Here is a 12,204-nt window from a genome sequence, read left to right on the forward strand (position 1 = left end):
GTTGTTCAGTTGGCAGCTCCAGGATTTCAGTGAAATGAAAGGGGAAGAAATAAAATATGGCGAAATGGTTATATCGTCTTGGCGCCTGGTCGGCGAGAAAACGAAAAATGGTAATTGCGATGGGACTAGCACTCCTTATCTTGCTTGCATCTGTAGGACTTGGCATGGGTACTTCGTTTACGGGAGAAATGACCATACCTGGAACGAAGTCGGATCAGGCCGCAAAAGTGTTGAATTCAGAATTTCCTTCCACCGATGACGGTGGACAGATCAGACTTATTTTCAAAGCGGAAAATGGCACGTTGACTTCTGAGGCAAACAAAAATTACATTCGGCAAGCGTTGAAAGATGTACAGACGGATTTGTCTGTCAAGTCCGTGTCAAGTCCATTTGCGGCTATGACACTAAGCGCGGATAAAACGATCGGTTATGCGGACATTACTTATACTGAGCCCGCTAGTGAAGTGGATGAACACTCGAAGGAACATGTATTGAACATTGCAGAAACGCTGGGTAAAGAAGGAATCCAAACGGAGATCGGTGGCAGTGTTGCTTTTTCTGAGATAGAGGTAGGAGGCATTTCTGAAGTGATTGGTATTCTGATCGCTTTCATGATCCTCGCTTTTACGTTTACTTCGTTTCTTGCGGCAGGACTTCCGATTCTAACGGCAGTCATTGGACTCGGGATTGGACTGATGACCGTAATCATTGGTTCAAATGTCGTATCCATGTCTTCGTTCTCCATTACGTTAGCCGTCATGCTTGCATTAGCAGTCGGTATTGATTACGCATTGTTTATCATGTCTCGTTACCGTCAACAATTGGCTGAAGGGTATGATAGAGAAACAGCGATTGCTCAGGCTAATGCAACAGCGGGTGGATCCGTTGTATTTGCAGGTCTAACAGTCATCATCGCGCTTGTAGGTTTGTCCGTAGTACAAATTCCCTTTATTACGATGATGGGATTGGCGGCTGCCATTAGCGTGTTTGTAGCAGTTCTCATTGCTGTCATTCTCGTACCTGCCATATTGGCTGCAACAGGAGATCGCATTAGTCCTGCACGCGAAAATCGTTGGCTGCGTAAATGGTCGGGCAGCAAGAAAGGAAAACAAAACGAAAATGGCTGGAGCCGGATTGTGACTAGAAAGCCCTGGTTGACCAGTATCCTATCTATTGTTGTCCTGATCATGTGTACGCTCCCCTTTCTGCATATGCAATTGGGTTTGCCGGACAATGGACTTAAATCCACAGAAACGACAGAACGGCGCGGATATGACTTGATGGCCGAGGGATTTGGCGAAGGGATCAATGGCCCACTGGTTATTGTAGCTAAAGTTAGTGGCGGCAAGGACCCTCAAGCAGCAATCTCTCAAGCAACGGCTTACATCAGTGATCTTCCGAACGTTTCCAGCGTAACACCGGCAATTCCGAGCCCTTCGGGTAATGCAGCGATCATCACAGTGTTGCCGAAGACTGGACCGCACGACATTCGTACAACCGAATTAGTGGAGACTATTCGAGAACAGGCCGATCAGACAACGAAGAATAATAACGTCGAAATTATGGTTACCGGCGGAACGGCGGTCAACATTGATATTTCCGAGAAACTGCAGGAAGCTTTACCGAAATTTGCATTGTTGATTGTTGGTCTTGCTTTTGTACTGCTCATGCTCGTCTTCCGATCTCTACTTGTTCCGATCAAAGCTGTACTTGGTTTCCTGTTTACACTGGGTTCAACACTCGGATTTATTGTGTGGGTTATTCAAGACGGATATCTTGCAAATTTGTTCGGTATTCCGGAGCCCGGACCGGTGCTGAGTTTCCTTCCAATTCTCGTTACAGGAATTCTGTTTGGGCTTGCCATGGACTACGAGGTGTTCCTTGTCAGCCGAATGCGCGAAGACTTCACTCATAGCGGAGATGCACGTCAATCGGTAAAAAGCGGGATGAACCATAGCGGGCCAGTGGTTACTGCAGCAGGATTGATTATGATTGCGGTATTCGCCAGCTTTATTTTTGCCGAAGATACGATCATCAAATCCATGGGGTTAGCTCTGGCATTTGGCATACTGGTCGATGCATTTATCGTGCGAATGACACTTGTGCCAGCTGTGATGACGATTCTTGGGAAAAGCGCCTGGTATATACCTGCATGGCTAGATCGCTTGTTGCCTAACATCGATGTAGAAGGCGAATCGGTGATGAGAGAAAACCATAAATCCGCCAGTGCTTCTAATCCAGTCATAACTGGAAAGACAGTCTCGGGTGAGCGACATGGCTAAGGTACAGCTATTCACGGATAGTATCTCGGACATCCCTCAGGAGTGGATCGATACGTACAATATCGGGATCATTCCGCTATACATCGTGTTTGGTAGTATGTCTTATCGGGATCGTGTTGATATCGATACTCACCAAATGTATAAACGGGTAGAGGAGGAAGGACGTTTGCCCAAAACTGCAGCGCCTTCTCCTTTGGATTTCATGAATCAGTTTGCAGCAGCGATCGCAAATGGAGATGACGTTCTTTACATCAGTATGTCTTCCAAACTTTCCTCCACGTACCAGAATGCGACGCTTGCCGCGAAGGAGTACCCGCCCGGTCGAGTAAGGATTTTCGATTCGATGAACATTTCCGCAGGCATGGCCATGCATGTCCTGATTGCAGCTCGTATGGCAGCAAAAGGAGAAAGTGTATTGGCAATTGTACAAGAGCTTGAGTTGATCCGCAATCAAGTTCAGATGAACGTATTGGTCAATAGTCTGGATTATCTTCATAAAGGCGGCCGAGTCGGAAACCTTCAACATATGCTTGGAAGTATGCTGCGTGTTCGTCCCGTACTCTACGTCACCAATGGTATCGTCCTTTCAGGTGCTAAATATAGAGGATCTCAACGGAAGATTATCAGAAATCTTGTGAATAGCATCTTGGAACATATGCATCAAATTGAGCCGGCGCAGTTTATTATTGCTCAGACCATGGAGGAGGATACTGCGAACTGGTTGCGCAGCATGATCCTGGAGGAGACTGAGGTGCGCGAAGTGCACATCATAGAAGGCGGATGCGCAATTTGCTCTCACAGCGGCCCTCAAAGTTTGGCTATCAGCTTTGTTTTGAAGCATTAATCATATTTAAAAGAAATCAAGGCTTCATAGACTCCAGGAATAGACATTTCAGTATGCTGAATTGCTCGGATGGATCTACATGAGTATTGAAAGCATCGATTCCTTCCAGCATGGACATTTTCTTGGAGAACGTCCCGAATACATTCATCATTGTAATTAGCATGGTAACGGAATGTGATCCGGTGCGGACAGAACGATCCTGCTCTCCCAGCGCTGCCAATTCGGTAAACAGTCCAATGATCTTGCTATATTCCGTTTGATACAGTTCAATATGCTCTACGGGCTCCGTGGAAAGTGCCACGTAACATTCAAAAGCTTCAATTAATTTGGACTTTTGCTGATGCTCTGCCTGCTGAAAGAAGATCAAGGTGTCGAAAATCTGGTTTAATTTCTCGTAACATGTTCCGTCACCATGCACAATCTTTTCAAATATGACTACTTCGGACTGGACAATCTGTGATGCGACTGCAACGATTAAATGCTCTTTCTTGGGAAAATAGCGGAATACAGTAGCGACGCCAAGGCTTGCAGCCTTGGCAATTTCCTGCATGGTTGCCTTTTCGAACCCTTGTTGCGTAAAAACAGATGTGGCAGCTTCAATAATGCATAAACGACGCTTCTCTCGCAGTTCGCTTCGCTCATGCTCCAGGCGTTGTTTAGGTTGAATATGGATAACCCCCTCGTCTCTGTAACTCAGGTTATGCTAACAATTGCAATTCTTTTTGTCAACGAAGCACATGTTAAACGATTTATTTCAGATAAACTTAATTAAAATACTACTTAGCTTAGCTATAAAGGGAGACTTCTTTTAAAATGAACAAAGTAAAGTACTTTTTACAACGCATGAAAACAAGAACAAAGATCATGATCTCTTTACTTATCATTATTTTAATCATAGCAGGGATTATCGTAAGAAATTTATCAGTATATGTGGAAGATAAAGATTATGTACCTGCTGTCAATACAGAGAAGTTCCGTGTAGCGCTTTCGGTAAGCCCGTTTTCGGGAAATGCATTTAAAACGGGGAATACTACGTATACAGCAGGAGACGTTACTGCGAAAAGTCGTGAGGAATTAGAGAAGATGTATATTTCATCAGGCGCTACGGAAATGTACGCAAGAATTGCGACTAAACGATCTCCTACTGAAGATAATATCGTTAATGGTGAGGAAGACTCAAATGCAAATTACCATACATTGGAGCAGGGATTAGAGTTGGCTCGCATGGCAGCCAAATTAAATATACCGTTGAACCCTGAAATTATGCTGGCTTACACATACATGGATATGGATCGGCAACAAGCACCTAATTTCGAAGAATATCCCGAGATATATGCTTTGCAAAATGGAAAGCCTTGGGAAGAATTGACTTTGGATGAAATGAACGTTGTCTTGGAAGCATACGGAAAATTTGTGGCAACAGAAATTTTGAAAACAGGCGTTAAAGTAGAGAATTGGAACATTGGTAACGAAGCAAACTATGGTTTTGCAGGGGTAAGCATTGGGTTGAAAACCGCAGTAAACGAAAAGTTGGAAAAAGTTCCGGGCTTCATGAGACATGTCTATTCTGTGATGGGAACCAATTGGTTGAAAAATAATATATGGAAATACAATGCGGTGCAGATGACAGCAGTAGCTAAAGGGATAAAAGAGGCCTACACTAATTTAGGACTTGATTCAAGCAATGTTAAGTTTTCTACTCACATCGCCACTGTAGTAACAACAGTGCATACAGCAGTCACGTATTTCAAGACATTAAAGGAAAATGGATTCCCTATTGACACGGCTGGAATTAGTTTTTATCCTAGCGCGCCAGGAGTATACATCGACAAAATGGTTATGTATAAAAAAATAGTTACTGCGATTAACAAAGAGGTGGGTATACCTGTATTTATCGCAGAGTTTTCTTATCCTTCAGGTGAAGTGCAGGGCGCATATGCGGGATGGTCAAACACGATCAAGGGATATCCCCATAATGAAGAAGGACAAGCTGCAATCTATCATGATGTGGTTCAGTGGGGTAAAACACATGGGCTTATAGGTATCCGTTATTGGGCTCCAGATTACAGTGGGTGGGGAAGTATGTCAATGTTTGATTACTCGGATCATGGCGCTAAAGCCAAGAAAATTTTAATGGATGCTATTTCCGAAGAAAACAAATTAAAATAACGTATAATTTAATCAGGTCAATATAGAAAAGTCGCTTATAGCGGCTTTTTGTTTTTTCTAGTGATTTTATTTTTACTGGTATCAGGATCATTTTTGGAGGTTGTGCGCTTCAGTCCCACAGTAACTAAGATTCTGCTTAGCTAACTGTCATCCTGACATAGATACCTTGTTGCCGCGCTGCACCTTTTCGGCTATGCTACCTTTAAAGAACTGCTTGGTTGTTTAAATTAATCAGGTAACGGCTGTTACTCTCTTTAAGAGCGGCATAGGAGGTATAGAAGAATCTGGCATGAGAAGATCCCATTCCTATCTACCTGGATACAAATGGTTAAATCGCCGATGGAATAGATGGAGTTTGACCAAGAAACTGGTCCTGTTTTATTTGCCCTTATTTGTTCTCCCCTCTATCGTTGGACTAAGCCTCTTAGCCCAGAACTATAATGCTGCGATCCGTATCAACGCCGAGTCATATTCCGATTCGATTACGAGCCTGACCGTAGACAAACTGGAAGCAACCATTCAGACCTATAATAATGTGAGTCTGCATATTTTAACCTCAGATGAAATAGGAGCAATTATATCTGAACCGGTCCATAACGAATTTGAAAAAATCGAACTGCAGCAGCAGCTGGAGCGAAGTGTACTGCCTATCATTGGTGGGCTAGACAGCAACCGTATCAAAGGATGTGTATTTGTTACTGACAACAGTACCTTTGTCATCGGCCAAGATGAACAAGAGCCTTTAAGTGAGAAAGGAAAGTCAAATACGGTTACAGCCAACGGAGCACCTTATTGGGATTCTGTAAGGTCAAGTTCTGCCACAGAAGATTATGTAAGTGCTTTCAGGTTAGGACGTGTCATTAAAGATGAGAACTTCCGACCTATAGGATATTTTTATCTTATTGTTTCTTCTAATGTATTCAGAGACGTTCTTAGCTCTGCTATGGCAGGTTCCAATACTGCTTTCTTCCTTAACGGTCCGGATAGAGTGCTGCTTCAGGAACACGTAATACAGGAAGATACATTTTCTGAAGTTTTACGTCTTGAACAAAGTCTTGATTACAATGAATGGACGCTTACAGCAGAGTATGCTCTAAATACCGTGTATGCCACCGTCTACCGAATGAGTGTTTTTGCAGCTTGGCTGGCCGGGGTATGTCTGGTCCTTGGTTTGGTTGCCTCCTACCTGATTCGTGCCGACATTACATTGCCGATAGCCAGGCTTCTTGCCAATATGCGGAGAGGTTTGCGCGGGGAGAAGCCTAACTCCCTTGCCAAATTCAGGGGGGCCAGAGAAATTACGCAGCTGAATGATACCTTTATTTCTGTTATGTATGAAATCTACAATTTGTTAGGTGAAGTGAAGGCCAGTGAAGAACGCAAACGACAGGTGCAGTTAAAGGTGCTCCAAAATCAGCTTTCTCCTCACTTCATCTACAATACGTTAAATACCATCCGGTGGATGGCCATGATACGAAAACAGGATCATATTAAAGAGATTGTTGATGCTTTGAGCAATCTGTTGAGATACTCGATCAGAGACACCAATGAACTGGTTTCGCTTGAAAACGAAATTAACGTCATGCGTGAATTTGTCAAGATTCAGCAAGTACGTCACCAAAACTTTATATTTCAGGTCGAACTGGAGGATGAGGTAAAGCCGTATCGGCTGCTTAAATTTTTGATTCAGCCGCTCTTAGAAAATGCTATAGTTCATGGTTTGTCGTCTATTGATCATTCAGGACAGATTCGTCTGGAGGCAAAAACAGAGAAAGGGATGCTTAGTATTCGAGTATGGGACAATGGCAGCGGAATAGGTCAAGAGCGCTTATTTGAAATCCAGCAGCTTATGAGCAATGGAACTGGAAGCCGCATCGGGTTATTGAGTGTAAAAGAGAGGATTGAAATGTTCTATGGCCCTGCCTACGGAATGAACATTACGAGTGAACAGGGAGCAGGCACTACTGTGGAATTAAAGCTTCCTATCTTGAAAGAAGGATGGCCAAACGCTAATGATTAAAATTGCGATTGTAGATGATGAATCCCTGGTTCGGGTTGGATTTCAGACTATCATTGACTGGCATGAAAATGGCTATGAGATACAAGGTGTTTATCGGAACGGCAAGGAGGCATGGGAGGCCTTTTCTATAGATGGTTACCCCGAAGTGCTCCTGACCGATATACGAATGCCTGAAATGGATGGTCTTGAATTGATAAGACGGATTAGAGAGACGGATAAAGAGATGATCATTTTAGTCCTGAGCAGCTATGAAGAGTTTGAATATACAAGAAGATCAATCCAATTGGGTGTTCAGGACTACATTCCAAAGCATCTGTTCGACCCAGATGAATTGATTTCAACACTGACCCGATTATCCGGGAGACTACCCTCAAAGGAGCGTGCTATACAGAGCCGGGCCAATGCCATGAATGAAGAACGGCAGCGATTGATGACACAATCCAGAATACTTCCGGGTATTGTTGCTTTTACGGCGGATTTCTCTCACAAAGAGTACCCTTTGCTTACAGACCTTTTGAAAGAAGCTGCTTTCGTTTGTTGGGTTGCTGTTCGTATTTGGTCAACGGATAACTCAGGCAACGATGATGACCAGACTGCCTTGGGCTTTCTCCTGCAAGATCTTATGAATAAAACGACACATGCAATTCCTCTAGGCTTTGATCAAGGCTTTTTTCACGGCTTACTCTTTAGTCGAGAAACAAAGCCGGAAGAAACAGCGATGATGGCCGGTCTGGTAAAAGAATGGATGGACACAGTGAAGCAAAATCTTGCCATTATAGTATCAGCCGGAATATCTGATCATCTGATCTTTCAGAAGTGTAAAGTGATAAGAAACCAAGCAGAGCAAATGATTGACCGATCCTTTTTCAGCGGGCCAGGCTTGTACCGCTATGATGCGAGTCTAAATGTTGTTCAGGAGCAGCTAGACATAAAGTTTCAACAATGGCAGCAGCAATTTATAAGCATATTGAAATCAGCTTCAGAGGAAGAGTTGGCGAAGTGGCTGGACGCCGTAGGCAGCGAACTAGAGACACGTTATTCTCCCGATACTGCATTCCGTTTGGTCCAGTGGATGCTTAAAATTCATCAAAATAATCCATTGAACATGAATATGCTGATTGATACAGAGAAGTCCGATTTTATGACCCTCCCCTTTTATTCAGTGGATTCCATCCGAACATGGGACGAATTAAAGTCCTGCTTTTTACAGACGATTAAACGGTTCAATGACTTATCCGCCACCGCCAGGATGAAATCGCAAACATGGCTAGAGCCGGTTTTTCGTTATGTAGAAGCACATTTCGCCCAAACCATTCGGCTTGAGGATGCCGCAAGCTTAGTGAATTTAAACATTCATTATTTCAGTCATCGATTTAGTCAGGAAACGGGGATGACGTTTCTTGAATACCTGACCCAGGTTCGTATCCGTAAATCTATAGATCTCATGAAGCGATACTCCCTTTCCGCTGAAGAGGTAGCTTCCCGTGTGGGATATCCAAACTCGAATTATTTCGTGAAGGTGTTTAAAAAAGTTACCGGAATGACCGTTTCTGAATTCAGAAATTCGACTGGCTTCTCAACGAAATAAATGGAATGTTCATCTAATAATTTGGAATGACGATCAACCGGGACATCACTGTTCCGGTTTTTTGCTCTAATCAAATGAAACTATCAAATAATGTGGAATCAAAAACAAAAACTTGTTCATGGAAACGCTTTATTTTGTGAACTATGATTATTACATGCTTACAAACCGTTAGACACGAAGGGAGAAATAAAAATGAAAAAGGGTTATTCAGAAAAGCACTTCTTGCAGTGACAGGTGTCTCCGTCTTGCTGTTGGCAGCATGTGGCGACAACACAAACAGTTCTTCACCTGATCAAGGCAGCAAAGCCGGAACTGAAAAACAAGTGGAATTAACCGTGTGGGGAGACCAGTCTAACCAATCATCGTTTGAGTCGGGATTTACCGCAATCAATCAAGCATTTGAAGAAGAACATCCGAATATCAAATTAAACTTTCAATTCTCAGGGTCAGAGACAGCGATCGACACGGCTGTTAAGAGCAACTCGCTGCCGGATGTGTTCTATGTTCAAGGAAACAAGACACCTAAAATGAAGCTGTATGTGCAGAGCGGTGCATTGCTTAATCTGGATGATTACGGGCTCGATACCAGCCGTTTCGGGGAAGACCTCATGGAATACGCGAAGGTGGACGGAAAACTATATTCCTCGCCTCCGGCCTTTATGGACTCTCAGTTGATTTATTATAACAAGGACATTTTTGAAAAGGAAGGATTGCAGGCCCCGGCAACCTTAGATGAATTTGTATCGTTGGTCGCAGCTATAAAGGATAAGGGAATAACACCCTTCAGCGTTCCCGGTAAATCTGAATTCGAGCGGGCTTGGCTTGCCTTTGCGCTAATGCCTGCTACCGCTGAGAAAGCATTAAGCAAGATTAATCAGGGAACTGGTTCTTTCAAAGACCCAAGCATAATTAAAGTATTCCAAACGATCAGAGAGTTCGCCGATAAAGGTTATTTCACCAAGGATTTGGCCTCTGTAGACAATGCTGGTGCCCAGCTGGCATTTACTAACGGCAAGACAGCAATGATGGCAGATGGTACCTGGAATGATCCAACCTTCGTAGGCGCTGGAATAAACCTCGGCAGATTTTATATCCCGACAGTATCTGGTGAACGCATTGCTCCGCAAAGCTTCAGTAATGCGACCACTTTTGCCGTATCTGCTGGAACCAAGCATCCGGAAGAAGCGGTCGAATATGTAAAGTTTCTGTCCAGTCAAAAAGCCCAACAGCTTTTTGAGGATGAAACAGGTATGGTGCCGGCCCTGCAGGATATCACGCCTAGAGATGAGGGGGTCAAAGAATTGAGTGCGTTTGATTCCCTGGGTCATAATATTTATTCCGTATTAACTAACATATCAACAGAAGAGATCAAGTTGAATGATATCTTCCTTCAGCAAGTAATGCCGCAACTGTTAACCTCTCATATTGATGGTCAGCAAGCTGCAGAAATGCTGGAAGAAGCGCTGCTCCGTACAAAATAATCAGAACGATTTTTGGACGGTTAGGCCGAGCTGCTTAACCGTCCAAATCATTTGGAGGCGATCTAGATGTTGCAGTGGCTTGGAAAGAAACCTTATTTGTGGTTCATATTGCCCGGTTTTATTCTGTATTCTATTTTCGTGATCTATCCCATTTTCTCAGCTGCCCAGCTCAGTCTGTTTCAGTCAAACGGTTTTAGTGAGAAGGTGTTTGTAGGCTTTAATAATTATATTGAATTGTTCACTAATTCGGAATTAAAACGGCAGTTCTTAAATGCGCTTAAGAACAATGTTATATTAGTCGTGCTTAACGTCGGGCTGCTGATTCCTATACAGCTTTATTTTGCCTATGTAATTTATACACGTGTAAAAGGCTACCGTTTTTTTCAAACAATGATCTTTGCTCCGCAGTTTATTACCACTAGCGTTATCGTATTTCTGGCTACGCTAGTTTTTGACCAGAATATCGGTATTTTCAATGAGTTTCTCCAGCTAATCGGGTTAGGGGAGCATGCTCGAAATTGGTTAGGGGTACCGGGCTACGAGGTCCTTACCTTGTTCATTATGAATGCTTGGGCCGGTGTGGGCTTTAGTATGATCTACTTCGTGGCAGCCATGAAGATGCTGTCCGACGAAGTGATGGAAGCTTCTTATCTGGACGGAGCCGGCTACTGGAGACGGTTTTTCTTCGTCATTATACCGCAGATCCGTTCCAGTATTGTAAATATTGCTATGATTAGTTATATCGCTGCCATGACCTTATTTGATTTCAGCTATTTGCTGGGAGGGGTAAGCGGCGGTATTAACAATTCGATGGATGTGATGACACTGTTTTTCTACAGAATTACTTTCGGAACAAACGGCGCAATGGGAGGAACGGTAAGCACAAACTCCGTAGGTATGGGGACTACCATTGCCGTCGTAATGTTTGCCATCATCTTTGTAGTTGCATTGATTCAGCTAAGATTCACTTATAAGGAGGAGAAATGATCATGGCTGATATCAAAAAGCTGTATGTAACAAAGCTGATCCTCTGGGTGTACTCTTCCTTCACCTTACTTATCCTTGGGTATCTTACATGGAACTCATTTCGGACAAAGCAGGATGTACTGTCAAATACATTGGGCTGGCCCAAGTCCTTTACATTGGAATCCTATGTCAAAGTTTTTCGCAACGAACATTTCGGCATCAATATCTGGAACAGCGTATTTATCCTCATGATGACCATCATCATCATAGTAGCTTTAGCCTCCATGGTTGCTTATGGTTTAGGTCGTTACTCCTTTAAGTTTAAGCAAGGTGTAATGCTGTATTTTTTAATCGGTCTCATGTTTCCTGTCCAGCTCGGTGTGGTTCCCGTATTTTTGATTATCAAGAATCTTGGACTGATTAATTCTCCATGGAGTGTAATTCTGGTGTTATCAGCGGGATTATCAATGGCTGTACTGATGCTCACGAACTTCTTCGCCGGCTTGCCGGATGCTCTGGCCGAATCCGCACGAATAGACGGCGCCGGGGAATGGAGAATTTTTTACCGAATTATGTTTCCGCTTGCTTCACCAGTAATCGTCAGTCTGTGTATTATATTGTCCGTTAATATATGGAACCAATTTTTCCTGCCGTTAATTATGCTTCAAGACGACGCAGTCAAAACAATACCGCTGGCAGTTATGAAGTATACATCAAATATTCTGCTGAATATGGATAAAGCTTTGGCAACGTCCGTCATTGCAACCATTCCGGTTCTGATATTATTTTTCATCTTTTCGGAACGAATTATTTCAGGAGTCGCTTCAGGTAGTGTAAAAGAGTAATCAATCTGC

Annotated in this window: 9 protein-coding genes; 8 read left to right on the forward strand and 1 reads right to left on the reverse strand. The window is 43.3% G+C overall.

All coding sequences use genetic code 11. The annotated features are described in order from the left end of the window. The first annotated feature begins 56 nt into the window (after positions 1–56). Both RSX24_RS30470 and RSX24_RS30475 read left to right on the forward strand, forming a co-directional pair. Positions 57–2,282, forward strand: coding sequence for an MMPL family transporter (locus RSX24_RS30470; RefSeq protein WP_343262727.1), 2,226 nt, complete (start codon positions 57–59; stop codon positions 2,280–2,282). Continuing rightward, on the forward strand, positions 2,275–3,126 hold the full coding sequence (locus tag RSX24_RS30475) for a DegV family protein (protein WP_343262728.1): 852 nt from the start codon (positions 2,275–2,277) through the stop codon (positions 3,124–3,126). The genes RSX24_RS30470 and RSX24_RS30475 overlap by 8 nt, the downstream gene beginning before the upstream one ends. Before the next feature lie 16 nt (positions 3,127–3,142). On the opposite strand, the gene RSX24_RS30480 is transcribed toward RSX24_RS30475, so the two are convergent. Then, complete coding sequence (locus tag RSX24_RS30480) at positions 3,143–3,823, reverse strand: TetR/AcrR family transcriptional regulator (RefSeq protein WP_343262745.1); 681 nt, start codon at positions 3,821–3,823, stop codon at positions 3,143–3,145. 116 nt (positions 3,824–3,939) lie between these two features. On the opposite strand from RSX24_RS30480, the gene RSX24_RS30485 reads away from it, so the two are divergent. The 6 genes from RSX24_RS30485 to RSX24_RS30510 all read left to right on the forward strand — a co-directional run bounded on the left by RSX24_RS30485 (position 3,940) and on the right by RSX24_RS30510 (position 12,195). After that, on the forward strand, positions 3,940–5,295 hold the full coding sequence (locus RSX24_RS30485) for a glycosyl hydrolase 53 family protein (protein ID WP_343262729.1): 1,356 nt from the start codon (positions 3,940–3,942) through the stop codon (positions 5,293–5,295). Between the two features lie 355 nt (positions 5,296–5,650). Next, positions 5,651–7,315 (forward strand): sensor histidine kinase, encoded by a 1,665-nt coding sequence (locus RSX24_RS30490; RefSeq protein WP_343262730.1) that lies wholly within the window; start codon positions 5,651–5,653, stop codon positions 7,313–7,315. Continuing rightward, positions 7,308–8,903 carry a response regulator transcription factor gene (locus RSX24_RS30495; protein ID WP_343262731.1) on the forward strand — a complete coding sequence of 532 codons (1,596 nt, stop codon included), beginning with the start codon at positions 7,308–7,310 and terminating at the stop codon, positions 8,901–8,903. Before RSX24_RS30490 ends, RSX24_RS30495 begins: the two co-directional genes overlap by 8 nt. A gap of 245 nt (positions 8,904–9,148) precedes the next feature. After that, on the forward strand, positions 9,149–10,384 hold the full coding sequence (locus RSX24_RS30500) for an ABC transporter substrate-binding protein (protein WP_343262732.1): 1,236 nt from the start codon (positions 9,149–9,151) through the stop codon (positions 10,382–10,384). Between the two features lie 66 nt (positions 10,385–10,450). After that, positions 10,451–11,371, forward strand: coding sequence for a carbohydrate ABC transporter permease (locus tag RSX24_RS30505; RefSeq protein ID WP_343262733.1), 921 nt, complete (start codon positions 10,451–10,453; stop codon positions 11,369–11,371). Between the two features lie 2 nt (positions 11,372–11,373). Further along, positions 11,374–12,195: a carbohydrate ABC transporter permease gene (locus tag RSX24_RS30510; protein WP_343262734.1), complete on the forward strand. Its 822-nt coding sequence runs from the start codon at positions 11,374–11,376 to the stop codon at positions 12,193–12,195. The last annotated feature ends 9 nt before the right edge of the window (positions 12,196–12,204 follow it).

Origin of the sequence: Paenibacillus hubeiensis (genome assembly GCF_032334105.1) — a bacterium.
In the GTDB taxonomy this organism is placed as follows: domain Bacteria; phylum Bacillota; class Bacilli; order Paenibacillales; family Paenibacillaceae; genus Paenibacillus; species Paenibacillus hubeiensis.

Bases quoted from the DNA above. Each gene is read 5' to 3' on its own strand.
- RSX24_RS30470 (WP_343262727.1), top strand. From the start codon at position 57: ATGGCGAAATGGTTATATCGTCTTGGCGCCTGGTCGGCGAGAAAACGA.
- RSX24_RS30475 (WP_343262728.1), top strand. From the start codon at position 2,275: ATGGCTAAGGTACAGCTATTCACGGATAGTATCTCGGACATCCCTCAG.
- RSX24_RS30485 (WP_343262729.1), top strand. From the start codon at position 3,940: ATGAACAAAGTAAAGTACTTTTTACAACGCATGAAAACAAGAACAAAG.
- RSX24_RS30495 (WP_343262731.1), top strand. From the start codon at position 7,308: ATGATTAAAATTGCGATTGTAGATGATGAATCCCTGGTTCGGGTTGGA.
- RSX24_RS30505 (WP_343262733.1), top strand. From the start codon at position 10,451: ATGTTGCAGTGGCTTGGAAAGAAACCTTATTTGTGGTTCATATTGCCC.
- RSX24_RS30510 (WP_343262734.1), top strand. From the start codon at position 11,374: ATGGCTGATATCAAAAAGCTGTATGTAACAAAGCTGATCCTCTGGGTG.